23 protein-coding genes and 2 pseudogenes are annotated in these 25,156 nt (G+C 63.8%); 11 read left to right on the top strand and 14 right to left on the bottom strand.

Translation table 11 applies throughout. The features are described 5' to 3' along the window. Positions 1 to 4 precede the first annotated feature (4 nt). The 5 genes and pseudogenes from C2L66_RS25795 to C2L66_RS25770 form a co-directional block, all read right to left on the bottom strand. On the bottom strand, positions 5 to 769 hold the full coding sequence (locus C2L66_RS25795; protein ID WP_054933853.1) for an ABC transporter ATP-binding protein: 765 nt from the start codon (positions 767 to 769) through the stop codon (positions 5 to 7). Continuing rightward, the gene (locus C2L66_RS25790) at positions 766 to 1,845 is read right to left on the bottom strand and encodes an acyl-CoA dehydrogenase family protein (RefSeq protein ID WP_060605687.1); all 1,080 of its coding nucleotides are present in this window, start codon (positions 1,843 to 1,845) and stop codon (positions 766 to 768) included. Before C2L66_RS25790 ends, C2L66_RS25795 begins: the two co-directional genes overlap by 4 nt. Beyond that, positions 1,842 to 2,408 carry a carboxymuconolactone decarboxylase family protein gene (locus C2L66_RS25785; RefSeq protein WP_060605690.1) on the bottom strand — a complete coding sequence of 189 codons (567 nt, stop codon included), beginning with the start codon at positions 2,406 to 2,408 and terminating at the stop codon, positions 1,842 to 1,844. Before C2L66_RS25785 ends, C2L66_RS25790 begins: the two co-directional genes overlap by 4 nt. Positions 2,409 to 2,498: 90 nt before the next feature. Next, positions 2,499 to 3,479 (bottom strand): AraC family transcriptional regulator, encoded by a 981-nt coding sequence (locus tag C2L66_RS25780; protein WP_322789547.1) that lies wholly within the window; start codon positions 3,477 to 3,479, stop codon positions 2,499 to 2,501. Between the two features lie 364 nt (positions 3,480 to 3,843). After that, positions 3,844 to 4,032, bottom strand: a pseudogene (locus tag C2L66_RS25770) (taurine ABC transporter permease); the annotation flags it as partial. Here C2L66_RS25770 and C2L66_RS41820 point away from each other — a divergent pair. Then, a pseudogene (locus C2L66_RS41820) lies at positions 4,024 to 4,158 on the top strand (sugar ABC transporter substrate-binding protein); the annotation flags it as partial. The pseudogenes C2L66_RS25770 and C2L66_RS41820 overlap by 9 nt on opposite strands. Here C2L66_RS41820 and C2L66_RS42410 read toward each other — a convergent pair. The 8 genes from C2L66_RS42410 to C2L66_RS25720 form a co-directional block, all read right to left on the bottom strand. Then, positions 4,125 to 4,718 carry a hypothetical protein gene (locus C2L66_RS42410; protein WP_158512176.1) on the bottom strand — a complete coding sequence of 198 codons (594 nt, stop codon included), beginning with the start codon at positions 4,716 to 4,718 and terminating at the stop codon, positions 4,125 to 4,127. The pseudogene C2L66_RS41820 and the gene C2L66_RS42410 overlap by 34 nt on opposite strands. Positions 4,719 to 5,014: 296 nt before the next feature. Then, the gene (locus tag C2L66_RS25750) at positions 5,015 to 6,103 is read right to left on the bottom strand and encodes a fatty acid desaturase (protein ID WP_060607178.1); all 1,089 of its coding nucleotides are present in this window, start codon (positions 6,101 to 6,103) and stop codon (positions 5,015 to 5,017) included. A 138-nt stretch (positions 6,104 to 6,241) separates the two neighbouring features. After that, positions 6,242 to 6,991: a CDP-diacylglycerol diphosphatase gene (locus C2L66_RS25745; RefSeq protein ID WP_054933859.1), complete on the bottom strand. Its 750-nt coding sequence runs from the start codon at positions 6,989 to 6,991 to the stop codon at positions 6,242 to 6,244. A gap of 6 nt (positions 6,992 to 6,997) precedes the next feature. After that, positions 6,998 to 8,452, bottom strand: a complete 1,455-nt coding sequence (iaaH, locus tag C2L66_RS25740; protein ID WP_060605702.1) for an indoleacetamide hydrolase — start codon at positions 8,450 to 8,452, stop codon at positions 6,998 to 7,000. Positions 8,453 to 8,551: 99 nt separating this feature from the next. Continuing rightward, positions 8,552 to 9,457, bottom strand: a complete 906-nt coding sequence (locus tag C2L66_RS25735; protein ID WP_054933861.1) for a hypothetical protein — start codon at positions 9,455 to 9,457, stop codon at positions 8,552 to 8,554. A gap of 137 nt (positions 9,458 to 9,594) precedes the next feature. Continuing rightward, positions 9,595 to 9,813: a hypothetical protein gene (locus C2L66_RS25730; RefSeq protein WP_009769690.1), complete on the bottom strand. Its 219-nt coding sequence runs from the start codon at positions 9,811 to 9,813 to the stop codon at positions 9,595 to 9,597. A gap of 404 nt (positions 9,814 to 10,217) precedes the next feature. Further along, positions 10,218 to 10,904: an NADPH-dependent FMN reductase gene (locus C2L66_RS25725; protein ID WP_060607181.1), complete on the bottom strand. Its 687-nt coding sequence runs from the start codon at positions 10,902 to 10,904 to the stop codon at positions 10,218 to 10,220. Between the two features lie 333 nt (positions 10,905 to 11,237). Further along, entirely contained in the window at positions 11,238 to 12,272 is a 1,035-nt protein-coding gene (locus tag C2L66_RS25720) for a toll/interleukin-1 receptor domain-containing protein (RefSeq protein ID WP_060605705.1), read from the bottom strand. A gap of 148 nt (positions 12,273 to 12,420) precedes the next feature. Between C2L66_RS25720 and C2L66_RS25715 the strand changes: the two genes are divergently transcribed. The 5 genes from C2L66_RS25715 to C2L66_RS25695 all read left to right on the top strand — a co-directional run bounded on the left by C2L66_RS25715 (position 12,421) and on the right by C2L66_RS25695 (position 18,220). Continuing rightward, positions 12,421 to 13,005: a hypothetical protein gene (locus tag C2L66_RS25715; protein ID WP_062916979.1), complete on the top strand. Its 585-nt coding sequence runs from the start codon at positions 12,421 to 12,423 to the stop codon at positions 13,003 to 13,005. 1,009 nt (positions 13,006 to 14,014) lie between these two features. Then, positions 14,015 to 14,767: an SDR family NAD(P)-dependent oxidoreductase gene (locus C2L66_RS25710; protein WP_054933870.1), complete on the top strand. Its 753-nt coding sequence runs from the start codon at positions 14,015 to 14,017 to the stop codon at positions 14,765 to 14,767. 101 nt (positions 14,768 to 14,868) lie between these two features. Then, positions 14,869 to 16,206: an MFS transporter gene (locus C2L66_RS25705; protein WP_060607183.1), complete on the top strand. Its 1,338-nt coding sequence runs from the start codon at positions 14,869 to 14,871 to the stop codon at positions 16,204 to 16,206. Between the two features lie 40 nt (positions 16,207 to 16,246). Beyond that, positions 16,247 to 17,425 carry an L-rhamnonate dehydratase gene (gene rhmD, locus C2L66_RS25700; RefSeq protein WP_060605711.1) on the top strand — a complete coding sequence of 393 codons (1,179 nt, stop codon included), beginning with the start codon at positions 16,247 to 16,249 and terminating at the stop codon, positions 17,423 to 17,425. A 12-nt stretch (positions 17,426 to 17,437) separates the two neighbouring features. Next, positions 17,438 to 18,220: an SDR family NAD(P)-dependent oxidoreductase gene (locus C2L66_RS25695; protein WP_060605714.1), complete on the top strand. Its 783-nt coding sequence runs from the start codon at positions 17,438 to 17,440 to the stop codon at positions 18,218 to 18,220. An 825-nt stretch (positions 18,221 to 19,045) separates the two neighbouring features. Here C2L66_RS25695 and C2L66_RS25690 read toward each other — a convergent pair. Further along, positions 19,046 to 20,014, bottom strand: coding sequence for a LysR family transcriptional regulator (locus tag C2L66_RS25690; protein ID WP_054930789.1), 969 nt, complete (start codon positions 20,012 to 20,014; stop codon positions 19,046 to 19,048). A 149-nt stretch (positions 20,015 to 20,163) separates the two neighbouring features. On the opposite strand from C2L66_RS25690, the gene C2L66_RS25685 reads away from it, so the two are divergent. From C2L66_RS25685 to C2L66_RS25665, 5 genes are read left to right on the top strand one after another with little or no spacing between them, the layout of a single operon-like run. After that, a complete protein-coding gene (locus C2L66_RS25685; RefSeq protein WP_060605717.1) occupies positions 20,164 to 20,490 on the top strand; it encodes an L-rhamnose mutarotase in 327 nt (108 codons plus the stop codon). Between the two features lie 46 nt (positions 20,491 to 20,536). Then, on the top strand, positions 20,537 to 21,430 hold the full coding sequence (locus C2L66_RS25680; RefSeq protein ID WP_060605719.1) for an amidohydrolase family protein: 894 nt from the start codon (positions 20,537 to 20,539) through the stop codon (positions 21,428 to 21,430). A gap of 44 nt (positions 21,431 to 21,474) precedes the next feature. Then, positions 21,475 to 23,004, top strand: a complete 1,530-nt coding sequence (locus C2L66_RS25675) for a sugar ABC transporter ATP-binding protein (protein ID WP_409372605.1) — start codon at positions 21,475 to 21,477, stop codon at positions 23,002 to 23,004. Then, positions 23,001 to 24,062 carry an ABC transporter permease gene (locus tag C2L66_RS25670; protein WP_060605725.1) on the top strand — a complete coding sequence of 354 codons (1,062 nt, stop codon included), beginning with the start codon at positions 23,001 to 23,003 and terminating at the stop codon, positions 24,060 to 24,062. Before C2L66_RS25675 ends, C2L66_RS25670 begins: the two co-directional genes overlap by 4 nt. Next, positions 24,055 to 25,083 carry an ABC transporter permease gene (locus C2L66_RS25665; protein ID WP_060605729.1) on the top strand — a complete coding sequence of 343 codons (1,029 nt, stop codon included), beginning with the start codon at positions 24,055 to 24,057 and terminating at the stop codon, positions 25,081 to 25,083. The genes C2L66_RS25670 and C2L66_RS25665 overlap by 8 nt, the downstream gene beginning before the upstream one ends. Positions 25,084 to 25,156 lie beyond the last annotated feature (73 nt).

Genomic DNA, 25,156 nt, shown 5'->3' with positions numbered 1-25,156 from the left:
GGATTCAGGCTGCCGCTGATATCGAGTTTTGCAGCGCCTGAAGGATGGATATGCGCAACTCGCCGAGCGAGCGCAACTGGGTGTGGCGCGGCTGCGGCAGTTCGATTGCCCAGCGTCCGACGAGCGTGCCGCGATTGCCGAGCAGCACGATCTGATCGGCGACCAGCAGCGCTTCGTCGATGTCGTGCGTGACGAACAGCGCGGATGCGCCTGTGTTGCGCACGGCGGCGACCAGAAGCTGCTGCATGTCGGCGCGGGTCACTTCGTCCAGCGCGCCGAACGGTTCATCGAGCAGCAATGCGCGTGGCTCGCGCGCGAGGCAGCGTGCCAGCGCGACGCGCTGCGCCATGCCGCCGGAGAGCTGCGACGGCAGCCAGTGACGGGCATGTTCCAGCCCGACGGCGGCCAGCGCTTTCGTCACGCGTTCCTTGCGGACCGTGCGCGCGAGTTGCGGCTGACGCGCGAAGGTCAGCCCGAAAGCCACGTTGCGCTCGACCGTGAGCCACGGCAGCAGACACGGATCCTGAAACGCGAGCGCGACTTCGGGGCGCGGTCCATCGACCGTTGCGCCATCGACGCGAATCGCGCCGGACGTGGTTCGCGTCAGGCCCGCGATGGCCCGCAACAGCGACGACTTGCCGCAACCGCTCGGTCCGAGCAGCGCAACGAGTTCGCCCGGCGCGACCGCCAGGTCGACGCCATTCAGCACGCCACGCGTGGCATAGCGCAGTGTGACGCCGCTTGCGACGATATGCGCGCCTTGCGTCATGCCGCTGCCGCCCGTCGATGCCGCGCGAGTTGCGACTTCAGTTGCACGAGGCTCGGCGTCACGATGGGAATGAACGATGCCTCGCGCACACGCCGCGCGCCGCCGCTCTGACCGCGCAGATAGCCGCGCCCACCCGTCGCCTGTACTTCGAGCGAGACGGCTTGCGTGACGGTATCGACGAGTGCGATGCGCAGTTCGAACATCGTTGCGGGCGCGTTGAAGAAGGTGCCGTCGAGCACGCCCTGCTTCAGTTGCGACGACTGATTGGCGAGTGTCGCTTCCAGCTCGTGAATTTCTTCATGGATCGATCCGCGCGACGCTTCGCTCGCTTCCAGCGTGGCGAGCAACGCACGTCGCGCGAGTCCGATCGACATTCCGCATTGCAGGCCGAGAAATGCCGGACGCACCCGGGCGAGCCAAACGGGTGCGTTGGCGGCGAGGCGATACGTGTCGTCGAGCACCGTGCCGTTGACGCGCAGCGCAGCCGTATTGCTCGCGCGCAGGGCGATCAGGTTGAGATCGTCGCTGCGCTCGACGCCGGGTGCATCGTGCGGGATTGCAAAGATGGAGGGCGGCGAGCCGTCGTCGTGATCGAAGGCTGCGGCGGCGATGAAGCCTTCACGCCGCAGGTTGGTGATCCACGGCAGGCTGCCGTTCAGCGCGAATGCGTCGCCGCTGCGTGCCGCGTGCATCTGCAAGGGCTCGATATCGGACAGATACTTCATCGCATTCGACAGCCCTGTGGCGCCCGCGATCTCGCCCGCCAGAAGCGGTGCCAGCCACCGTGTGCGCAGTGCCTCGTTCTCGCTTTGCAACACGTATTCGATGAAGGTGCGATGCCCCCACAGCACGAAGGCCGCGGTCAGCGAGCGTTGTGCGACGGCGGCGACCGTATCGATTGCGTCCGCGATGCTGCCGCCCGCGCCGCCCAGCGCTTCGGGCACGCCCGCCGCAACGGCACGCGAGCGCACCAGTTGCGGCAGCACCTCTGACGCACGGGATGCGTCGACGTCGAGTGCCTCGGCGTTCGCGTCGAGCCACGCGTCGAGCGCGTCGAAGCTCACGGGCCCGCTCATGCGGCCTGCGCCTTCGGCTCCCAGCGATACGCTTCGAGCTGCGGATTCAACTCGTTGCGCGCCAGGTTGTTCGCGAAGTTGCACAGCGTCGCTAGGCTCACGCCGAGAACCACTTCGAGTGCGTTGGCGTCGCTGTAACCGGCGGATTTGAACGCGGCGAAGGCTTCGTCGGACACGGCGCCACGCGTGGCGATCACTTCACGCGCGAATGCGGCAACGGCATGCAGACGCACGTCGGACACGGTGCCTTGCGCACGGATTTCATCCACAATCGCTTCGGGCAATTGCGCCTTCTTCAGCGCGACAGCCGTATGACCGGCGACACAAAAACCGCAGCCGTGAATCGCGGCGGCCGTGATTTGCACGACTTCGCGTTCGGCCAGCGTGAGACCGCTGCGTGAATTGATTTCGCCGACGGTCAGATAGGTCTCGAGTGCAGTGGGCGCATTGGCAAGTGCCGCAACCAGATTCGGCAGAAAGCCATTCGCGGCTTGCGACTTCTGAAGAAACGGGCGGCTGGCTTCGGGCGCGCTTTCGATGGTTTGGAGAGGCAGACGGCTCATGGCATCCTCGATCGGAAAGCCTCATTGTTGACGCCGCCACCCGAGCCGGCAATGCGCCGCCGTCTCGCTTTCATGCGCATTCGTCTCAACTCAATGGACGGGCGTCTGTGCGACGCCTGCGGGCTCGCGGCGACATGTACCCGGCGGCAGGCCCGTGACGCGTTTGAAGGCCTGTGCAAAGGCGGATTCCGACTGATAGCCGACGTGCTCCGCCGTGCTGAGGGTGGATGCGCCGTGCCTCAACATTTCCGCCGCGACCTTCATGCGCAGCAGCGCGAGAAACTGCGCAGGAGGTTGTCCGCACACTTGCGCAAACTGCTTGCAGAAACGCGCGCGCGACATGTGGCAAAACGCCGCCATCGTGTGTGTGGTCCAGTCGTCGCCGGGTTTCTCGATGATCGCGCTGACGAGCGGCGTAAATTCAGAGCGCCGCATCACCGACCACAGGCCCGGCGCGAAATCGTCGGCGCTCGCGACGGCGCGCAGTGCATAGAAGAACAGCGCGTCCGTCAGACGATTGATGAGCGGCGAGGGTGCGTCTTGGGCACGGGCGGCTTCCACGCGGATCAGATCGAATAGCGTGCGCGCGCCGGCCAGCTTCGTGTCGTCATGGCGTGCGACGATGTGATCGGGCAGCAGACCGGTGATCGCTTCGCCGAGATCGGAACGGAATTCGAAGAAGCCGCACGCCAGCGCGATGCCATCGTGTGAACGGTCGAGCGTGTCGAGCGGCGTCATGGCGCCGATGCGCACGGCGTATTCGTCGTCGGATGGAGCGTTGGGGTCGGGCGTCAGGCAATGTGCCATGTCGTGCATCAGGAACACGGCGTCGCCCGCGACGAGCCGTGTGCTTTGCGCGGCGCGGCCTTCTTTGGCGGGGAGATGAAGCCAGCACGTGCCTTCCAGCACCAGATGAAAACTCGCGCGCTGATGTCCCGCCGTCGACGCGCGATACGCCCCGCAGTAGCGCCCTACGTGAAACAGGGTGCTGCGCAATTCGAGTCCGGAGAGCAGCCTGTCGGCGGCCTGTTCGGCGGAGGTCGGCATGATGAGCGTAGGCGGTGAAGCCATGGAAAGTCGATGGCGGACTCCGAGCTTAGCGTCGCGCCGCTGCGCCGTAAAACAAGCGATCGTCGAATGCATATGCGTTTGAGGCATATGCATTCCACCGTGGCGGGCGATTTCCGGCGGACTGTTGCGGATCTGTGCCCTACGTCACGCCAAGTTCGAACAGGCGATGTGTTTCATCGCGCCCGGTGCCGCCTGCGCGTGCCCGCTTCCAGCCGAGCGAACGGCCGTAGGCGCCAAGCGCCTTCGCGCGCGAGCTGTGCCTCGTCGACGGCCACGTGCTCGTTCGCGAACGGGTGCACGTACAGCGCGTCGGCGGGGCAGTACAGCTCGCACATGAAGCAGGTCTGGCACGCGTCGGGGCGGGCAATGACGGCAGCGCGATCACGATGATGCCCATGATGACCACAACGGTTTCCAGAAACTGCCTGGCGGACTGGATCATGAAGCCGAGCCCGCGCGTGGCCGCGATCAGTTCCGCGGCAACCAGTACCGACCAGCCGACGCCCAGGCCGATACGAATGCCCGTCAGCACGTCCGGCGCAGCGGAAGGAACTTGCGCATCTATGAAGGCCGTCAGGATGCGTCGGAACAGCGCGAGCAGATTCAGCAGGCAATCAGCCTCGGCGTGTCGGCCATCATCGTCAATCATGGTTTGCCGGAGTCGCTGAAAGACGTCGTATGGGTGGCGACCGCGGCGACCAATCCCGCCGTGGTCGGGGCGGTGTCGGTGCGCGCTGCCTCGAGGAAGATGGCGAAGCGACTTCGCTGGGCGATCTGGGCTACTTCGCCAACCGGCAATCGGCGCTGGCGTTTGCGATGCGCTGCGCCACCGCCTTTGCCGACGACGAGCCGATGCCGAAGCCGCCGTGCCAAATCGTGCATGTTACTGGCGCATCGCAGGTGAGCCTCAGTGAGGCCGCTGAAAATGCGGCGCCAGACGAGCGCGCAGCGAGCGCCGTGGCGGCGTAGCGTCGTAGCGGGCACACATGGGTACGGCGGGGCCGCTGCAGGCCATGGTCTGTCGCGTACCGACGCGGAGGGCGTGACCATGGCGACGCTCTGAAGGAATGACAGGTAATTTTGAAAACGGTATATATCGTATTGTTCGTTGCGTTCGAAGGCGGCGCGCTGTTGACTGCCCGGCACACGGTCCAGTCGCGGCGCACGCGCTGAAAGCATGAAGCGCTGATTGACCAGCGCGTATTTGTTGCGGGGAGAATTACGATGAAGCTTTCTCACAAACTCGAATCAGGCAAGGCTGGTCCGGTGTGGGGCGTTGCGTTCGGTCTGATCATTACGTCGGTGGGCCTGGGGCTCTGGTGTGACGCGAAGTTTTCGGCGTCAGCTGGACAGTTCACCGAGTCGGTGTCGGTAGCGGCGATACTAGTCGGCGTCCTTGCAGCTAGCTACGCAGTACACGAGCTTCGTCATCGCAATTAGCGAATTTCCGGATTCGGTCAGTTCGGTAGTCAGATCTCCATACCTTCGAACCCGAGACCGACACCCGTTGATACATGGAATCGCGGTCGCGAATCTTATAGGATCTGTCTTGCGGTTTGGCGTTCAGCAACCGCGGGCAGGTCGGCCTCGTGGAGTTCTCCTCGACGGACAACTCGCATAGATTTCACCCGTAATTTACCCGCGAACTGATCGGAAGCGAACGGACTGTCCCAGATCAAACCGGACGGGTCTCCATAAACCGGATGCGCGATCCTGGCGAACGAATAACGTCTCAACCACTCGCTATAGCCCTTTACCAGAAATCCTCCCGAGCGCTCTATATATTGCTGCCGGGACGCGTCATAAACTTTCCGCAGGGCAAACCACGGCACATGCGGCAAGTCGTGATGAACCAGATGGTAGTTATTATTCAGAAACAGTAGACGCCAGCACCACGCAGCCTCGTTGATCACCGATCGATGCTCATGCAACTCCGCATCGCGATGCTCCTGAAACGAACGCACGGAACTCAACGCCAGCGCCGGATACCCGACCCCCGCGATAAACAGCCAAGGCGCAATCCCGCACTGACGATCAAGCCAGACAGCGAGCACAACAAGCGCCGCAATATGCGCCGCCCACGCAGGCACATCAGCCCAATCACCCCGGGCAACCTTCCGCAACGCCTGCGTCGACGTCGCCGCAATCGAAAACGCCGGCCCGAGCAACAGCCGCCCCGCGAAAGTATTCCGCGCAATCAGCAGCACACGGGTGAGCATCCCCGCCTGCCGCCAGGCCTCGCGACTAACAAAATAACTTTCAGGATCGACTTCGGGATGCGTCAGATGCGCATCGTCGTGATGCTGCAAATGCAGATCGCGATACACCCGATACGGAAACCACACGGCGAGCGGCGCAAACCCGATCAGTCCGTTGACGAACGGTGAGCGCGTCGGATGCCCGTGCAGCAGTTCATGCTGCAGCGACATGTACCACGCGCTGAACACGGCGAGCAGCGGAATCGCAATGCTCAGACCCAACCCGCGCGCGTGGCTCGCGATGAAAAACCATCCGCCGTAGATCGCCCCGATCAGGAGCCACGTCGGCCATTCGGTGCGCCATGTGAAGCTGTTGCGGCGTTGCGTGAGCGCGTGGCGTTGTGCGTCGTCGAGATAGAAAGACATCGGCGGATCGGTCGTATTGCAGTTCACCGATCCTAAAGGCGCATCCGCCGTCGCCGAACCAATTTGTTCGGCAAAGCTTGTGAGTAAAGCGGATTTGGCTCCCGTTATACGGGCGAATTGAACAAATGCTCAGCGCTTTTACCGATGCATGCCGATTCTGCACGCGTGATCGAGCATGCCCTCCGCCGTGCCGCTGCCGTCGTCGAGTTCCAGGCCGCTGTTGACGACCAGCCAGCCGTCGCTGTCCTTCGGCCCCGCGCCCGTCACGAGGATGGTCTGCTGCGCCATCGCGTCACTGCCTTGCCGGTCGCGTGCGACGATGCGGAACGGGTCGTTGTCGCCCGTCAGCGACAGCACGCGCATCACGCGGTACGCGCTGCCGTCGAGCTTCGTCCAGTGCCACTGGCCCGGCTCGATGGTGCGAAAGCGCGCGAGGTCCTTGATGATGTCGTCCTGCATGCAGTCCATATGAATATGCAACTGGTTCTGCGTGCGGCGGAACTGCGAGTTGATTTCGAGGCCGAGCTGATCGGGCGGAAACGTCAGGCCGATGCGCGATCCGACGTACTGCCGCGCGGCCCACGCGTCGGCCCAGTAGTCGGGCGCATCGGCGGCGAGCACGCTCGGGCTCTCGATGCCCGCCACGCGGTCCGTCGGAATCAGCAAATATTGCGTGTTGCCGTTGATGTCCTTGAGGATCGCGTAGCGTCCGGGCAGATTGACGGCCGTGCAGAAGCCCGCGCCGCCCGACGCGCGCGCGGCGGGCACGCACTGGTGATCGACGATCTTCCAGAGCGCGTTGGGATCGGCGGCGGCGATGAGCGCACAGCCGGACGTGCACAGCGCGACGGCGAGCGCCGCGAGGTGCCTGATGCGTGGTCGGATCATGAGGCGTCAGATAGTCGGGGCGGGGACCGCGCCGAGCAGCGCTTCGAACGCAATGCCGATGGCAAGCAGCCGGCGGTCGCTGCCAAGCGGTCCATCCAGTTCGATGCCTACGGGCAAGCCGTCCTGCGTCAGGCCGGCGGGCAGCGACAGGCCCGGGATGCCGGCGTTGCTGGCGGGATCGGTATTGCGCAGATAGGCGGTCATTTCGTCGATGGCGGGCGCGCCGTCGATCGACACGACGGACGAGCCGTTCACTTCGTCGATCGGCACGGCGGCAAGGCGTGTGGTCGGAAAAAGCAGTGCGTCGAGGCGTTCGGCCGCGAACGTGTCCGCATAATGCCGTTGCAATTGCGGACGCCACGTGTTCATCGCGTCGGCATAGTGCTGCGCCAGCGCGCCCGCCAGCACGACGTCGTAGATATTGCGCACGTCCGGGCTGGCGATGCGCGCCGCGAGCTCGCCGACCGTCCGGACGGGCGCATCGTTGGCGACGAGGTAGTCGCGCACGTCGTCGAGCGCTTCGTGGATCGCGATCGGACCGCCCGTTTGCTCGTTCAGCCGCAGCAGGTCGGGCATCGCGACGGGCACGAACGTGACGCCCGCGGCAGCGAGCGTCGTCAGCGCGGCGCGTGCGACGTCTTCCGTCGCGCCTTCGAGATCGGCCCACAGCGGTTCGGGCAAGCCGATGCGCAGCGCCGGCAACGGCACGTCGGGCAGCGCGGTATCGCCCGTAATCACGCCGTCGAGCAGCGCGACGTCGGCGACCGTGCGTGCCATCGGCCCGACGGTATCGCGCGTGTGGCTGATCGGGACGACGGCATGCGGGTCGTGATAGCGGCGCTCGGCGCCGCCGTTGCCCACCGACGGGCGGAAGCCGGCAATCCCCGTGAGCGCGGCGGGAATGCGCGTCGAACCGCCCGTGTCGCTGCCGAGGCCGGCAGGGCACACGCGCGCGGCGACGGCGACGGCTGTGCCGCCTGACGAGCCGCCCGCGATCAGCGACGGGTCGTAAGGATTGCGCACGACGCCCGCATGCGGGGACAGATTCGCGCTCGTGATGCCGAACGCGAGTTCGTGCATGTTGGTCTTGCCGAGCACGATCGCGCCCGCGTCGATCAGCTTGCGCACGGAGGGCGCGTCCGTTTTCGGCTTGAACCCGTTGAGCGCGGGCGTGCCCGCCGAGGTCAGCAGACCCGCCGTGTTGATGTTGTCCTTGATGACGACGGGCAGGCCCGCGAGCGGTAGCCGGGCTTTTTCGTCGGGCGGGAGCGCGTCGATGCGCTTCGCGGCGGCGAGCGCGCCTTCCATGTCGATGGCGGTGAACGCGTTGAGCGTATCGAGTGCTGCGGCGCGCGCGAGCAGGGTTGCGACGTAGTCGAGTGCGTCGAGCCGGCCGGACTGGATGGCGGCAACGGCCTGCGTTGCGCTCAGCGCGAGTTGCTCATCGACGGTCCAATGCATGTGGTCTGTCTCCCTGGATTGATACGTGTCGTAAGTGCGCCCGCGCGCGGCTCGCCGATGTGCTTCAGCAATCGTGCCGCTGCTCGCGCCTGCGGCGGCCTACTTGCGCATCAGGCGCAGCGCGAGGCGCGCGAGCGCGGGAACGAGCGCCGGACGGACTAGCCGCTTGTCGTAGCCGGCCATCCGTTGGTCGTTTTCCTGGAGACAGAGTTCGATCAGCTGACGCGTCGAGAGTGCCTGGCCGATCGTCGAGCTATTGGCGGGCAGGAAGTTCGAGTCGTGCGCGACGCCGTCCGAGTCGATGCCCTTCGCAATCGCGACGCGGTCCCAGATCAGCTTGACCCAGATCGCGCCGACGCGCAGCGAGTGCCACGGCCGGCGCCACCACGGCATCGTGCGGCGATACCAGGCGACCCAGTTGACGAAAAAGAGAATGTGGCGCGCTTCTTCCTGAATCACGGGCTCGAAGGTTTCGACCAGTTCTTCCGGGAAATAGCCCGACAGCTGCGCGGAGCGGAACAGCCCGAACGCGAAGAAACTGTCGATGCACTCGCTGTAGCCCGTGAACATCCACGCCCATTCGGCGTCGCGGGGGGCGGGATACTGCGGTTCGGGCGCGAGCTCGATGCCGTAGGCGGCGACCAGGCGCGACAAAACGTGCTTGTGGCGCGCCTCTTCAGCCGCGTCCATTTCGATCGCTTCGCGGATCAGCGGGTCCTGCACCTGCGCGGCATATGTGGCGACGCGAATCGACGCGCGGCCTTCCGTCTGCACGGCGATGTCCCAGATCGGCAGGGACGTGATGCGCTTGAGCGCATCGGGCGGCAATTGCGGCCAGTCGATAACGGCTGGCTTGTAAGGGTTATGCGTTTCTAGAAGCATCCGGCAGAACATCTGCTTGTGTTCGTCGGAGCCGACCCGCATGCGTGCGTGGCCATCGAAGGTCCAGTTGCGCAGCGCGTGATCGTGAGCGGCCTCTGCTTCTGTTACCAGGGTGTCTGACATGTCAGGCGGAAACGTGGCTAGTTATTCCGCCTATTCTGTCATAACCCGTCAATTTGTGGCGTCGAGCGGGCATGCGCCGTGCTGCGGGACGTCTTTACGCGCTGCGTGCCGTCAAAAATTGCAATGGGCCTGCGTGCTTACTGATGGCTGTCGATCCAGAGCCGGCCCCAACGGAACGCATACGCAAGCGCGTGCTCTTCGTCAAAGAAATAGTCGAGCGCGTCGAACGAGTAGGCGTGTCCGCCGCTGGCGGCCGTGGCTTTCTCGATGGTGAGGTTCGCTGCGAAGAGCCCGTTGGGCAGGCGCTGTGCAGCGGGGGCCACTTCGTAGCCCTTGTAGCGGATATGTCTGTTCATCTGTTTCATGTTCGATCGCCTCCCCGCGACGAATGGCGCGCAGCACGGCGATCAGTTAATCGAAGCGGGCAGGGACTAGCGTAGGCTGGGCCGTGGAGCGCGTGAACCAATCATTCGTCGCAAGCAAATCACGGGCGGCCAGGGAACGGTCTGCGGGGATCTGGATGAGGCGTTATCGCGTGCGTTGTCGCGATCATGCGGCGGCGGGGGCGGCCGGTCTGTTGTTTTGACCACGATCGCGTCGCCGCGCGTGTTGGCCAGCGCACGCAGCGAGACACTGCGGCTGCATGGTATGAGCGGGCGGCGTGAGCGTGAAGAAGCGTTGACGCAGCGTTGACGCGCACGCGCAATGCCGGGCGCCGTCTGGATGCGGCACATGGCATTGCGCGTGCGGAGGCGGCGAATCAGTTCGCCAGTGCGAGAACGCGCTTGGGTCGCGTGTCGTCGGCGTCGCTCGCCGGCGTGGCGGAGGCCGCGCCGGCGCCGTCCGCGTGATGTGAGGCGTGATGCGAGCGGAACGCGAGCGCGAATTGCGAGGCCTGCTGGCCGACTATCGACAGCTGTTCGACCACCTTCGGATCGGAGCAGGTATCGGCGGATTCGAAACGCGTTTCGAGCGTGTTGATGCCCGCGCCGAACGGCGTTGGCCAGCCGCGCAACGCATGCACGATGGAGCGCAGCGACGTCAGCACCGAGCCCGCCGCCTGCCACCCATATGCGGTGACGATGCAGCCGACCGCGCGGCCGTCGAGGTACGGGCGCTCGTCGGCACGCAGTTCTTCGAGCGTGTCGAGCGCATTTTTCACGAGGCCGGACACGCCGCCGTGATAACCGGGTGTCGCGATGATGAGCGCGTCGGCGTGACGCACGGCCTCGATCAACTCGATCTGTTCGTCGGTGCGTTGGGTGCTTTCGGGCGCATAGTGCGGCAGGCTGTGCAGGATTGTGCCGCCAAACAGACGCGTACGTGCGCCCGCCTGTTCCGCGCCGCGCAGCGCAAAGCCGAGCGCGCGCTCAGTAGACGATGCAGCGCGCGTGGTGCCGCCGATGCCGATCACGAGCGGGCGGCGGTTCTGGTCGAAACGGGTCAACTTCAAGCTCCTTGCTGCAGTGGCGGCCGGCCGGATGCATGTTCGACGCCTGTGGCGTGTCCCATGCGAACGGGCCTCTGGACCTGAACCGCCATGTTAGTGACCGATCGTACCAGCGGGAAACGACTTTTTGTTCTAACGATATAACGGCGAAAGGGTTATCGGCTGCGCGCGGCGGCGTGGATTGCTTGTGCAAAAGGCTTCGTTGGAACGGGGACGGGCGGGCGCTAAGATGAAACCGTCTCCTCCATGAGAACTCCTTGACATGGGATTGGCCCCGGATTCGAAAGAATCCGGGGCTTTTTTTTCCTTCGGAGAAACCGGCGCGCGCGCTTACTGCGGCAACGGCACGATTCGCCGTGCGCCGAGCATATTGTCGTCGGCCGTCATCTGCCGCGATTCGGGCGTCACGCACACGGTGTCGCCGTCGAACGCCGCGCGCCATACGAAGCCCTGCTTGCAGGTGTCCGGCCCATAGGCGCCGCCGTTCGGCATGCGGTTGTCCGAGGCGGCGCGGTTTTCGGCGAGGATGCGCGATTGCGTGTCGGGCGTCACGCACACCTTGTCGCGGGGTTGCGCCTGGCGCCAGACGAACGGCTTGACGCACGCGCCGCGATCGTGCGCGGCCCGCTGCAAAGCCTTCTTCGACACCATCTGATCGCCTTTGCCCGCCTGATTGCCGGGCGTCGTCGCCGTCGTCGCCGGGACGGGCTCCGATGCGACAATAGCCGGGTTCGCTTTTGCCTCGTGAGCAGACCCTGAGATCTTCAATACGACTGCGCCCATCAGGGCGACGGCCGCGACCGCGCCGCCGATCGTCCATATGCGCGCGTGACCTTTGCCCGCGTTTGCGTTCGGGCTGGGTATTGCGTGCGGCGTGGCGGCGGAGGCGGGCTCGCCGGGGGCGTCGACTGCGCGCGCGCGCAAGGTCCGGATCAGCAGCTCCACGTCGCTGTCCCAGCGTGCGTGTGTCAGCTCGAAGGCATTGCGGTAGGCGAGGTCCTTGATTTCGGCGGGCAGATCGGCTTCCTGCGGCATCGTCGCGCCTTGCACCAGCACGGGTATCACGGTCACGTCGCGCTTGAGCGCCGACGACGTTTCGAGCCGCACGAAGTCGTTTGGATTGTCGATGCGCCGTTTGCCTTCCCGGTCTGTGACGGTGAGCCAGGTCCGTCCGATCAGCGCGAGCAGTACGGCGCACTTGTCGATGTTGGTCTCGATTGCGCGCCGGAAGTCGGCGCCCGGCTCGATCGTTGCAACGTCCATGAAGACGGTGTGTTCGCCGAACACTTCGCGCAACGATTCGAACAGGCGGCCAGCCTGGCCTTCCGTATCCTCGCGCCGGTAACTGATGAAAATGGGCCGCATCGAACGATTCCTCCCTCATCGGGTTGAACGGCGAGCCGATCCTGCAATTCAAATGCTCTTTTATTAAAGCAGAGCGCGCCGTGTCCTGTTAGCGTTGCATGGTGGGTGATGGCGCGGTGCCGCGCGCAACGGAACGAGGTGAACTTGGATGACGGGTGCCAGTGCAAACCAGGTCGTGCTCTTTTGCGGCCATATGATCGATGCGCCAGGGCGCGCTTCCGAGCGGTTCCCTGCGCGTCTCGAGGAATTGGTCGCGCGGGCCATTGCGGGCGAACTGGACGCGATAGGCGCGGGCGCGGGGGACATTGGACTGTGCAGTGCCGCGTGCGGCGGCGATCTGCTGTTCGCGAGCGCCGCGCTCGACCGGGGCGTGACGCTGCGGGTCTATCTGCCTTTCGATGAAGGGACTTTCATCGAGCGATCGGTCGCGACGGGCGGGGAGCGGTGGGTGGCGCTGTATCGTCGCGTGACTGAAGCGACGGGGTGTATTTTTGCCGATGATGTGTTGGGGCCTTTGGCGCCGGGCGACGATGCGTTCACGCGCAACAATTTGCTGATGTTGTCGGATGCCGAGAGTGTTCGCGCGAATGTGCTTCGGTTGCTGTGTGTGTGGGACGGTAAGCGCGGCGACGGGCCGGGCGGTACGTATGATCTCGTGAAGGCCGTCGAGGCGCGGCATGGGGAAGTGCGGAGAATCGATACGGAGGAGTTGTTGCGGGCTAAGGGCCCTTGAACGAGGGCGTGCGTTTTCGGTTTTTTGCCTTTGTGGTGGTATTCGGGAATTGCTTTTGCTTTCGCTGGCATCCGCGAATTGTTAGCGTGCTTCACGCGTCGCCCCTGTGCGGGGCGGCACCTACTTTTCTTTGCCGCCGCAAAGAAAAGTAGGCAAAAGAAAGCGGCTCACACCGCCAATTCTAGTTCTTGCCTGAGGGCCCCCAAAGGTTCTTACACTTCACACGGCAATCACGTGACCCACGTTCGTTGCTAACGCTCTGAATGAGCGCCTCACCCGCTTCATATCCCCGCGTTTCAGCATGCCGCGCCAGACAGTCGACCGCCGCCCAGGTGGCAAACTGTGTGTCGGCTTTCGCGCCATACGTGCACCACTCCGGACCGATAGCGCACGCATCCCGCCTTGTAAGAGCGCCGAGCTATACGACGCGGCAACCTACACACAGTTTGCCACCTGGGCGGCACATACCATTCGCTGCCGCTTGACCGGGTACGGGTATTTGAAGTGGGTGAGGCGCTTATTCAGCGCGTTGGCAACGCGCGTGAACAGAATGGCTGGCGTGTGAAGCGTGGGGACGTTGGGGGCCCGTGGGTAAACGTCAAGAATTGGCGGTGTGAGCCGCTTTCTTTTGCCTACTTTTCTTTGCGGCGGCAAAGAAAAGTAGGTGCCGCCCCGCACAGGGGCGACGCTTGAAGCGAGCTAACGTAACGCGGATGCCAGCGCAGAACCCGGAACACCGCACGGCAAAAACCACAACCCCGAACAACAAACGCATACCCCACAAAGCCACAACGCCACTGCCATCGCAAAGCCCAAAAACTCGCGCTGCAAGCGCCGCACCGCCTCATCCCTGATTCACTTTTGTTATCACCCCATCCAACAGTCGGATTGTTCCCGAATCGCCACCGGCTTTATATTGCGTACACCGAGGGTCCGTGACCCAACATCAACACCAACAAAAAATGCGCGAGCAACATCCGCATCAGGATCAAAACAGAGGAGCGCAGCGATGAATCAGATCGATCTGGAGAACCGCGTGGTCGTCATTACGGGCGGCGCGCGGGGAATCGGCTATGCGGTAGCCCAGCGCGCGCTGCGCTCGGGAGCGGCCGTGGCGCTCTGGGATGTCGACGCGGAGCGGCTAGAGCGCAGCGCGCAAGCGCTAGGAGAACTCGGCAAGGTCACAGCCGTCACCGTCGATCAAACCAAAGAGGCCGAGATCGACGCCGCCGTCAGCAAGACGCTCGCCGCCCATGGCGCCATCGACGTGTTGATCAACTGCGCCGGCATCACGGGCGGCAACGGCACGACGTGGGAACTCGAACCGGACTTGTGGCGCCGCGTGATCGACGTCAACCTGATCGGTCCGTATCTCGCATGCCGCGCGGTCGTGCCGCAGATGCTGAAGCAGGGTTACGGGCGCATTGTCAATATTGCTTCGGTGGCGGGCAAGGAAGGCAATCCGAACGCATCGCACTACAGCGCTTCGAAAGCGGGGCTGATCGGCCTGACCAAATCGCTAGGCAAGGAACTCGCGACCAAGAACATCCTCGTCAACGCCGTCACGCCCGCAGCCGCGAAAACCGAAATCTTCGATTCGATGAAGCAGGAACACATCGACTACATGCTGTCGAAGATTCCCATGAACCGCTTCCTGCTGCCCGACGAGGCAGCGTCGCTGATTCTGTGGCTCGCGTCAGAAGACTGCGCATTCAGCACGGGCGCCGTGTTCGATCTCTCGGGCGGCCGCGCAACCTACTAGACCCCCTCGCACCCACACGATAGCAATCACGCACAAAGCGACGAACGATGGCGGCACACGCATGCCGCCCGGCCTTCGCACGAAGGCGAAACGGAGACATGATGAACAGGACCTCGTCCGAAATCCGCGACTCCCTCGACGGCATCGTCAGCCAGGTCATGCGGCGGCTGTTGCCGTTCCTGCTGCTGATGTACGTGCTCGCGTTCCTCGACCGCGCGAACATCGGCTTTGCACAAAAGGCCCTGCAGCACGACACGGGAATCTCGAACGCCGCATTCGCGTTCGGCGCTGGCGTATTCTTCGTCGGCTATGCGCTGTTCGAGGTGCCGAGCAATCTGCTGCTGCATCGCGTCGGCGCGCGGCTGTGGATGTGCCGGATCATGGTCACGTGGGGACTCGTGTCGGCGGCGATGAGTCTCGCTCACACGAGCACCACGTTTTATGTGCTGCGTTTTTTGCTCGGCGTCGCCGAAGCGGGCTTCTTTCCGGGCGTCATCTATTATCTGACGCGCTGGTTTCCGCAATCGGCGCGTGCGCGTGCCGTCGGCGTGTTCTATTTCGGCGCACCGCTTGCATTCATGTTCGGCAGCCCGCTGTCGGGCTTTCTGCTCGAGTTGCACGGGGCGTTGAATCTTGCGGGCTGGCAGTGGCTGTTTCTGATCGAAGGCGGACTGGCGTCGGTGGTCGGCGTATGGGCGTTCTTCTATCTCGACGATCGGCCCGAAGACGCGCGCTGGCTCACGCCGCAAGCGCGCAAGACCTTGAGCGCCGCGCTCGACGACGATGCACGCGCCGCGTCCGCGCACGGCCCTCGCAATCTGCTTGCGGCGCTCGTCGATAAACGCGTGCTGCTGTTCTCGGCAATCTATCTGCTGATCCAGATGAGCGTGTACGGCGTGATCTTCTATCTGCCGCAGCAGGTCGCGGCGCTGATGGGCGAGTCGGTCGGCGTGCGCGTCGGCATGGTGGCGGCCGTGCCCTGGATCTGCGCGCTCGCGCTGACCTGGTTCGTGCCGCGCCGCGCCGACGCAACGGGCACGCACCGGCGCTGGGCTGTCGCGCTGCTGGTGCTCGCCGGATGCGGCATCGGCGTATCGGGCGCGACGCATAGTCCGCTTCTGGCGATGGCCGCGCTGTGCTGCGCGGCAAGCGGCTTCATCGCCGCACAGCCGCTCTTCTGGACCTTTCCGACGCGCTACCTGACGGGCGCGGCGGCCGCAGGCGGCATCGCGTTGATCAACTCGCTCGGCAGCCTGGGCGGCTTTATCGCGCCGACGCTGCGCACGAGCGCCGAGCATGCGTTCCAGTCGACCTCGGCGGGTCTGCTGCTGCTCGGTGCGGCGAGTCTGCTGGCGGCGCTGCTCATCGGCACGCTGGTGCGCCGCGACGCGGCGCGCGACACGCCCGCCTTCCCGCAACCCATTCATCGCGCCCGCTGACAAGCGAGGCGCACGCAACCCACGAACGGAGCTCTAGAACATGGCGATGCCCACTATCCGGCACGTGCGTGCCTTCGTCGTCCGCGGCGGCGGCGCGGACTATCACGATCAGGCCGACGGACACTGGATCGACGATCACATCTCGACGCCGATGGCGCGTTATCCGCAGTACCGGCAAAGCCGGCAGTCGTTCGGCATCAACGTGCTGGGGACGCTGGTGGTCGAAATCGAGGCGAGCGACGGCACGGTCGGCTTCGCGGTGACGACGGGCGGCGAGATCGGTGCGTTCATCGTCGAGAAGCATCTGGCGCGCTTCCTCGAAGGACAACTCGTGACGGACATCGAGAAGATGTGGGATCAGATGTACTTCTCGACCCTCTATTACGGACGCAAGGGCGTGGTGCTCAACACGATTTCGGGCGTCGATCTGGCACTGTGGGATCTGCTCGCGAAAGTGCGCAATGAGCCGGTGTATCAGCTATTGGGCGGCCCGGTCCGTGACGAGTTGCAGTTCTATGCGACGGGCGCGCGGCCCGACCTTGCGAAGGAAATGGGCTTTATCGGCGGCAAGCTGCCGTTGCAGCACAATCCGGCGGAAGGTGAGGAGGGACTCAGGAAGAACATCGAGAAGCTCGCGCAAATGCGCAGCCGCGTCGGCGACGATTTCTGGCTGATGTACGACTGCTGGATGAGCCTCGACGTCACGTACGCGACGAAGCTGGCGAAGGCCGCGCACGAATATGGCCTGAAGTGGATTGAAGAAGCGCTGTCGCCCGATGACTACTGGGGTTACGCCGAACTGCGCCGCAACGTGCCGCGCGGCATGATGGTGTCGACGGGCGAGCACGAGGCGACGCGCTGGGGCTTCAGGATGCTGCTCGAAATGAACTGCTGCGATCTGATCCAGCCGGACGTGGGCTGGTGCGGCGGCATCACGGAACTGATCAAGATTTCCGCGCTCGCCGATGCGCATAACGTGATGGTCGTGCCGCATGGGTCGTCGGTGTACAGCTATCACTTTGTGGTCACGCGTCACAACTCGCCGTTCGCCGAGTTCCTGATGATGGCGCCGAAGGCCGATCACGTAGTGCCGATGTTCACGCCGCTGCTGCTCGACGAGCCGGTGCCCGTGAATGGCCGCATGAAGGTGCCTGACACGCCGGGTTTCGGTGTGCGGCTCAATCCCGAGTGTGCGCTCGAGCGGCCTTATCAACATTGAACGGAGAAGCATGTGCTGCTGAAAGACAAGGCGGTGATCGTTACGGGTGGCTCGCGCGGCATTGGGCGGGCGATTGCCGTGGCGTGTGCGAAAGAGGGCGCCGACGTTGCGATCAACTACTGGGGCGACAACGATGCATCGTATAACCGGCGTTCCGCGGTCGAGGAGGTGGTGGGTGAAATCGAATCGCTCGGGCGGCGGGTGATTGCCGTCGAAGGCAATGTCGGGTTGAAGGAGACGGGGCCTGAGCTTGTGCGGCGCACGGTCGAGGCGTTCGGGAAGGTTGATGTGCTGGCCAGCAATGCGGGCATTTGTCCGTTTCATGCGTTTCTCGATATGCCTGCCGATGTGCTCGAGACGACAGTTGCCGTCAATCTCAATGGGGCGTTTTTTGTTACGCAGGCTGCGGCGCAGCAGATGAAGGCGCAGGGCACGGGCGGTGCGATCGTCGCGACGAGTTCTATCAGTGCGCTTGTTGGGGGTGGGATGCAGACGCATTACACGCCGACCAAGGCGGGCGTGCACTCGCTGATGCAGTCTTGCGCGATTGCGCTTGGGCCTTATGGCATACGGTGTAATTCTGTTATGCCTGGGACGATTGCCACTGATCTTAATGCCGATGATCTCGGCGATGATGCCAAGAAGGCTTACTTTGAGAAGCGGATTCCGCTTGGACGGCTTGGGCAGCCGGAGGATGTCGCAGACTGTGTTGTGTTTCTTGCTTCTGATCGGGCGAGGTATGTTACTGGCGCTGCGTTGTTGGTAGATGGTGGGTTGTTTGTGAATTTGCAGTAGCTGGTCGTTTGTTGGGTTGGGTTTGGTTTGGTTTTGGCGCTGGCATTCGGGAATTGTTAGTTTGCGCTGGCATCCGCGATTCGTTATCTCGCTTCAGGCGTCGCCCCTGTGCGGGGCGGCACCTACTTTTCTTTGCCGCCGCAAAGAAAAGTAGGCAAAAGAAAGCGGCTCACACCGCCAGCCCTTGTTCTTGTCCACGGGCCCCCAACGTCCCCATCCTTCACACGCTAGTGCCCCGGTGAATGCCCGTTGCCAACGCTCCGAATCAACGCCTCACCTTCTTCGAATACCCGTACCCGGTCAAGCGGCAGCGAATGGTATGTGCCGCCCAGGTGGCAAACTGTGTGTAGGTTGTCGCGTCGTATAGCTTCGCGTTCTTACCGGGTGGGGCGCGTGCGCTATCGGTCTGGAGTGAAGCGTGTGGAGCACCGAGGGCCGACACACAGTTTGCCACCTTGGCGGCGGCGGACTGTCTAGCGCGGCATGCTCAAACACGGGTGTGTGAAGCGGGTGAGGCGCTCATTTAGAGCGTTGGCAACGGACGTGGGTCACGTGGTTGCCGTGTGAAGCGTAAGACCCTTTGGGGGCCCTCAGGCAAGAACTAGAATTGGCGGTGTGAGCCGCTTTCTTTTGCCTACTTTTCTTTGCGGCGGCAAAGAAAAGTAGGTGCCGCCCCGCACAGGGGCGACGCCTGAAGCACGCTAACGAATCGCGGATGCCAGCGAAAGCAAAAGCAAAAGCAAAAGCAAAAGCAAAAGCAAAAGGCGGATACCAGCGAAAACACAAACCAACCCACCCAGCAATCACAGATAACAAAAAAAAACCTCAAACCCCAACCGCCAGGTTATCTTCAACAACAAGTCGCCGCGAATAAACCCGCAACAAATCGACAAACCGCTGCGCAGGCTCAGCCAGAGCCTCTTCTTTCCTGGTAAGGATTCCAAACCCGGCAAGGCTCTTGCCAATCTCCACAGGCAACGCAACGAGCAACTTCCCGCGCACATGATCGCGGACCACAGACTCAGGCAACATCGCCACAGCATCATAATTCTCAAGCAACTGCAGCGTAGCGAATATAGAAGCACACTCGGTAAGATTGGCCGGCGTCCCAAGCCCCTCCCGGGCGAGTTCCTCTTCAAAGAGAACCCGGGCCGGACTGGTAACAGGCTGCGCAACCCAGGGCCACTCCATCAACTCGCGAAGCGAAACAGAAGCCCGCCCAGCCACGGGATGCACAGCCCGCACAACCAGCACCAATGTCTCCCGCGCCAGCGGCTCGAAACTGAAATCGTTATGCTGCAACGGATTCGTCAACCGCCCCAGCGCGAGATCGACTTCGCGGCGATGCAGCAATTGCACCACCTGATCGCTGGTTTCCCCGAGAATGCACACATGCAACAACGGCCGTTCGGTTTTCAGCGCGGCGACGGCCATCGCCAGCAGATCGGGAGCGGCGCCCATGATCGCGCCCACGGTCAGTTGTCCATGCCCGCCCCTGCGCTTCGCGTCCAGGTCTTCGGCAAAACGCGTGAGATCCGCCAGCGCGCGCCGCGCATAGGCAAGCGTGACGACGCCCAGCGGCGTCGGCTGCATGCCGCGCGCGTTGCGTTCGAACAGCAAAAAGCCAAGCGCCTCTTCGATGTCGCCGAGCATGCGGCTCGCGCTGGGCTGCGCGACATTGATGGCATCGGCGGCCTGATGGACGTTGCGCGCGTCGTCGAGCGCGACGAGCAGCGCCAGATGCTTGAACTTGAGCCGGTTGACGAGGGCGACAGTGGCAGCGTTCTGGCTCATGGAGGATCAGCGGTGCGATTCGGTTTGAGTATCGCCCAATCCCAACAACGGATTGAGATGCTATCGACGCCCGAATTATAGTCGCATCAAGACGCTACCTCAGAGAGCGGCAAGAACAAGTGATCAAAGACACTGGAGACAAGCCCGGCATGGAGACAATCGCTTTCCGGATGGTGCTGAACCCCGGCATGCGCGACGAGTACGAGCGCCGGCATCGGACAATCTGGTCGGAACTCGTCGATGCGCTGCACAACGCGGGCGTCCGTGATTACCACATCTTTCTCGACGAAGACACGCACCATTTGTTCGCGATACTGACGCGCAACACCGATCATTCGATGGAGCGTCTGCCCGAGCTCGCCGTGATGCGCAAATGGTGGGATTACATGGCCGACATCATGCAGACGGCGCCCGACCATACGCCGCTCCAGCAAACGCTGGTTCCAGTGTTCGAACTGCAGCATCCCTTCCACTGATTCGCGACGCTCGCCGCGCACGCGCGCCGGCGAGGAAGGACGCGCCATGAAAGTTGTCGACCCGCACATTCATCTGTGGGACCTGAAGACACATCATTACCCTTGGCTCGCCAACCCGGGCGTGTCGTTCGTCGGCGATGCGCGCGCGCTCAAGCACGACTATCTGATCGCCGATCTGCTGAATGACGCGGGCGACATCGAGTTGCTCAAGTGCGTGCACGTCGAGGCCAATCACGATCCCAAAGATCCCGTCGAAGAAACACGCTGGCTGCAAGGCGTCGCGGACAATCCCGGTTCGCACGCGATGCCCAATGGCATCGTCGCCGCCGTCGATCTTTCCGCGGATAACGCGGCCGAGGTTCTCGAACAGCATGCCGCATTCGCCAACACGCGCGGCGTGCGGCAAATCCTCAACGTGCATCACGACAAATTTTACGACTACGTAGGCCGCCACTTCATGCGCGACGCGACATGGCGAGACAACTTCCGGCTGCTGCGCCAGCACGGGATGTCGTTCGACGTGCAGCTTTACCCGTCGCAGATGGAAGACGCGGCTGCGCTCGCAAACACACATCACGATACGCAGTTCATCGTCAATCACACGGGCATGTTCGTCGATCGCAACAGCGTCGCGGGTTATCGCGCTTGGCGCGACGGCATGAAGATGCTCGCGCAATGTCCGAACGTCGCGGTGAAGATCAGCGGTCTGGCGATGTTCGATCACACGTGGACAGTCGAAAGCCTGCGGCCTTACGTGCTCGAAACGATCGATACGTTCGGCGTCGAGCGCGCGATGTTCGCATCGAACTTTCCAGTAGACAGGCTGTTTGGAACGTATGGCGACTTGTGGCGCGCGTATGCATCGATCGTCGGCGGCGCGAGCGATGCGGAAAAAGACGCGCTCTGCGTGCGTAATGCGGAACGCTTCTACCGCATCTGAAGAAGCCTCGAAAAACATGCCGTCGCAGCATGAAGGAGAACAGGGTGGAGCAACACACTGAAAGCGTGCCGCGGCTGGCACTGCGGCACGCCAGCAAAACGTTCGGCCGCGTGCGCGCGCTGTCGGACGGCGAACTGGTGCTGTGGCCCGGCGAAGTGCATGCGCTGCTCGGCGAGAACGGCGCGGGCAAGTCGACGCTCGTGAAGATACTCGCGGGCGTGCATCAGCCGGATACGGGCGAGCTTCGCATCGATGGCGTCGAGCGCCGTTTCGCCACGCCCGCCGAAGCGCGCGACGCGGGACTCGCCGTCATCTATCAGGAACCGACGCTGTTCTTCGATCTGTCGATTGCCGAGAACATCTTCATGGGACGGCAGCCCGTCGATCGCTTCGGCCGCATTCAGCACGATGCAATGCGCCGCGAAGTCGATGGGCTGCTGGCGTCGCTGGGCGTCGATCTGCGCGCGGATCGTCTGGTGCGCGGCCTGTCGATCGCCGACCAGCAAGTCATCGAGATTGCGAAGGCGCTATCGCTGAACGCGAACGTGCTGATCATGGACGAGCCGACGGCGGCGCTGTCGCTGCCCGAAGTCGAGCGGCTGTTTGCGATCGTGCGCAAGCTACGCGAGCGCGACGTCGCGATCCTGTTCATCACGCATCGGCTCGATGAGGTGTTTGCGTTGACACAGCATGTCACGATCATGCGCGACGGCGCGAAGGTGTTCGATGCGCCGACGTCGGAGATGACGACGGAATCGGTGGTCGCGAAGATGGTAGGACGCGACCTCGAAACGTTCTATCCGAAGGCGGATGTGACGCCCGGCGACGTGCGTCTGTCGGTGCGCAACCTGACGCGTGTCGGCGTGTTCAAGGATGTCTCGTTCGATGTGCGCGCAGGCGAAATCGTCGCGCTCGCGGGCCTGGTCGGCGCGGGCCGCAGCGAAGTGGCGCGCGCGATCTTCGGCATCGACCCGATCGATTCGGGCGAAGTGCAGATCGCCGGCCAGCGTCTGAAGAGGGGCAGTCCCGCCGCGGCCGTGCGCGCCGGCCTTGCGCTCGTGCCGGAAGATCGCCGCCAGCAAGGTCTGGCGCTGGAGCTGAGCATCGCGCGCAATGCGTCAATGACGGTGCTTGGGCGCCTCGTGCGCCACGGCCTGATCTCGACGCGCAGCGAGACGCAACTCGCGACGCGCTGGGGCACGCGTCTGCGCCTGAAGGCAAGCGATCCTTCCGCACCCGTCGGCACGCTGTCAGGCGGCAACCAGCAAAAAGTGGTGCTCGGCAAATGGCTCGCAACGGGCCCGAAAGTGCTGATCATCGACGAACCGACGCGCGGCATCGATGTCGGCGCGAAAGCGGAAGTGTATGGCGCGCTCTCCGAACTCGTGCAGGAAGGCATGGCCGTGTTGATGATATCGAGCGAACTGCCCGAAGTGCTCGGCATGGCGGACCGCGTGCTCGTGATGCACGAAGGCCGCATCAGCGCGGACATCCCGCGCGCCGAGGCGAGCGAGGAGCGCATCATGAGCGCGGCACTCGGGCAATCGGCGGCATTACTGGGGCGCGCAGCATGATCCGGCATTCGACTCATTCACACGCGGCGTCGATCGAACACGCGCCGTTGCAACGCGCGCGCTCCCGTCCGGGCGGCATAGTCGGGACCATCGCGAAGAGCCGCGAGACGACGCTCTTCGTCGTGCTGATCCTGCTCATACTCGGCACGTCGCTGGCGCGCCCGCAGTTCCTGAACCTGCAGAATCTGCGCGACGTGCTGCTCAACGTGTCGATCGTCAGCTTGCTGACAGCGGGCATGACGGTCGTCATCCTGATGCGGCACATCGATCTGTCGATAGGCTCGACGGTCGGCATCAGCGCATACGCCGTCGGCAGTCTGTACGTGGCGTTCCCGCAGATGCCCGTGCTGGTGGCACTCGTTGCGGGCGTCGCGATCGGGCTCGTCGCGGGCGGCATCAATGCGCTGCTGATCGCAGTGGGGCGCGTGCCGTCGCTGGTGGCGACGCTATCGACGCTCTACATCTTCCGCGGCGCCGACTACGCGTGGGTGCATGGCGGCCAGATCAACGCAACGAGCCTGCCCGAGGCGTACTCGCGTCTCGCGACGGGCACCGTGCTCGGCATCCCGACGCTCGCGCTGATCGCCGCCGCCGTCCTGTTGGTGCTGTCGTTCTATCTGAAGCATTTCCGCGCGGGCCGCGAGCACTACGCGATCGGCTCGAACCCCGAGGCGGCGCGCCTCGCGGGCGTCAACGTCGAGCGGCGGGTGATGTCGGGCTTCCTGCTGTCGGGTGCGATTGCGGGCTTCGCGGGCGCGCTGTGGCTCGCGCGCTTCGGCACCGTCGACGCGAGCACCGCGAAAGGCATCGAACTGCAGGTGGTGGCGGCGGCCGTCGTCGGGAGCGTGGCGATCACGGGCGGCGTCGGCACGATACTCGGCGCAACGCTCGGCGCGCTCGTGCTCGGCGTGATCAGCATCGCGCTCGTCGTGCTGCACGTGTCGCCGTTCTGGGAGCAGGCTATCGAAGGCGCGCTGATCGTCGCTGCCATTGCCGCCGACACGCTGCTGGCCCGCTCCGTCGCCAAACGCATGATGAGGAAACGCGATCATGGCTAAACCCGATTCCGCACTGCCCACGCGCAAGCGCGAAACGCCGCTGCGCTGGGAAACCTTGCTGGTCGTCGTGCTGATCCTGTCGCTCGGGCTGGGGCGCTTGCTGTCGCCCGTGTTCCTGACGGGCGCGAATCTCAGCAACGTGCTCGCCGACCTCACCGAGATCGCGCTGATGGCGTTGCCGATGACGCTGATCATCGTCGCGGCGGAGATCGACCTGTCCGTGGCGTCGGTGCTGGGCGCGTCGAGCGCGCTGATGGGCGTGCTGTGGCACATGGGCCTGCCGATGCCCGTGGTGATCGCGCTCGTGCTGCTGTTCGGCATGATCGCGGGGCTGTTCAACGGGCTCGTGATCGTGAAGCTGAATCTGCCGTCGCTTGCCGTGACGATCGGCACGCTCGCGCTGTTTCGCGGGCTGTCGTATGTGCTGCTCGGCGATCAGGCCGTCGCGGATTTTCCGCCGGGCTACACGGCGTTCGGCATGGACACGCTGTTCGGCACGTTCATTCCGCTGCCGTTCGTGATCGTCATTGTTTGCGCCGTGCTGTTCACCGTGCTGTTGCAGGCAACGGCGTTCGGCCGCAGTCTCTACGCGATCGGCGCGAATTCGACGGCGGCCGCGTTCTCGGGCATCGAGGTCGCGAAAGTAAGGATGCGTCTTTTCATGCTGTCGGGCTTCATGAGCGCGCTCGCAGGCATCGTCTACACGCTGCGCTTCACGAGCGCGCGGGGCGACAACGGCGAAGGCTTCGAGCTGTCGGTGATCGCGGCCGTGCTGTTCGGCGGCGTGAGCATCTTCGGCGGACGCGGGTCGATGGTCGGCGTGCTGCTGTCGTTGCTGATCATCGGCGTATTGAAGAACGCCCTCACGCTCGACGACGTCTCCAGCGAAACGCTGACCATCGTGACGGGCGCACTCCTGCTCGCATCGGTACTGATTCCGAACCTCGTCGCGCGCTGGCGCGCGATGCGCGACCGCAAGCTGATCGCCGCTCAGTCGTTGACGAAGCCGGCTGCGCCGTAAGCCAGGTCGAACCGCCGTACATGATGCCGTTTAATTCAACCGGACGCCAAAAAGTCCGATCCACCACCAGGAG

Origin of the sequence: Paraburkholderia caribensis (assembly GCF_002902945.1) — a bacterium.
Taxonomy (GTDB): domain Bacteria; phylum Pseudomonadota; class Gammaproteobacteria; order Burkholderiales; family Burkholderiaceae; genus Paraburkholderia; species Paraburkholderia caribensis.
Note: the sequence above shows the minus strand (reverse complement) of the source record. Positions and strands in the feature narration are given on the sequence as shown.

Coding starts and splice junctions, on each gene's coding strand:
- C2L66_RS25795 (WP_054933853.1), bottom strand. CDS start 769: ATGACGCAAGGCGCGCATATCGTCGCAAGCGGCGTCACACTGCGCTAT.
- C2L66_RS25790 (WP_060605687.1), bottom strand. CDS start 1,845: ATGAGCGGGCCCGTGAGCTTCGACGCGCTCGACGCGTGGCTCGACGCG.
- C2L66_RS25785 (WP_060605690.1), bottom strand. CDS start 2,408: ATGAGCCGTCTGCCTCTCCAAACCATCGAAAGCGCGCCCGAAGCCAGC.
- C2L66_RS25780 (WP_322789547.1), bottom strand. CDS start 3,479: ATGGCTTCACCGCCTACGCTCATCATGCCGACCTCCGCCGAACAGGCC.
- C2L66_RS25750 (WP_060607178.1), bottom strand. CDS start 6,103: ATGTCTTTCTATCTCGACGACGCACAACGCCACGCGCTCACGCAACGC.
- C2L66_RS25745 (WP_054933859.1), bottom strand. CDS start 6,991: ATGATCCGACCACGCATCAGGCACCTCGCGGCGCTCGCCGTCGCGCTG.
- iaaH (WP_060605702.1), bottom strand. CDS start 8,452: ATGCATTGGACCGTCGATGAGCAACTCGCGCTGAGCGCAACGCAGGCC.
- C2L66_RS25735 (WP_054933861.1), bottom strand. CDS start 9,457: ATGTCAGACACCCTGGTAACAGAAGCAGAGGCCGCTCACGATCACGCG.
- C2L66_RS25730 (WP_009769690.1), bottom strand. CDS start 9,813: ATGAACAGACATATCCGCTACAAGGGCTACGAAGTGGCCCCCGCTGCA.
- C2L66_RS25720 (WP_060605705.1), bottom strand. CDS start 12,272: ATGCGGCCCATTTTCATCAGTTACCGGCGCGAGGATACGGAAGGCCAG.
- C2L66_RS25715 (WP_062916979.1), top strand. CDS start 12,421: ATGACGGGTGCCAGTGCAAACCAGGTCGTGCTCTTTTGCGGCCATATG.
- C2L66_RS25710 (WP_054933870.1), top strand. CDS start 14,015: ATGAATCAGATCGATCTGGAGAACCGCGTGGTCGTCATTACGGGCGGC.
- C2L66_RS25705 (WP_060607183.1), top strand. CDS start 14,869: ATGAACAGGACCTCGTCCGAAATCCGCGACTCCCTCGACGGCATCGTC.
- rhmD (WP_060605711.1), top strand. CDS start 16,247: ATGGCGATGCCCACTATCCGGCACGTGCGTGCCTTCGTCGTCCGCGGC.
- C2L66_RS25690 (WP_054930789.1), bottom strand. CDS start 20,014: ATGAGCCAGAACGCTGCCACTGTCGCCCTCGTCAACCGGCTCAAGTTC.
- C2L66_RS25685 (WP_060605717.1), top strand. CDS start 20,164: ATGGAGACAATCGCTTTCCGGATGGTGCTGAACCCCGGCATGCGCGAC.
- C2L66_RS25680 (WP_060605719.1), top strand. CDS start 20,537: ATGAAAGTTGTCGACCCGCACATTCATCTGTGGGACCTGAAGACACAT.
- C2L66_RS25670 (WP_060605725.1), top strand. CDS start 23,001: ATGATCCGGCATTCGACTCATTCACACGCGGCGTCGATCGAACACGCG.
- C2L66_RS25665 (WP_060605729.1), top strand. CDS start 24,055: ATGGCTAAACCCGATTCCGCACTGCCCACGCGCAAGCGCGAAACGCCG.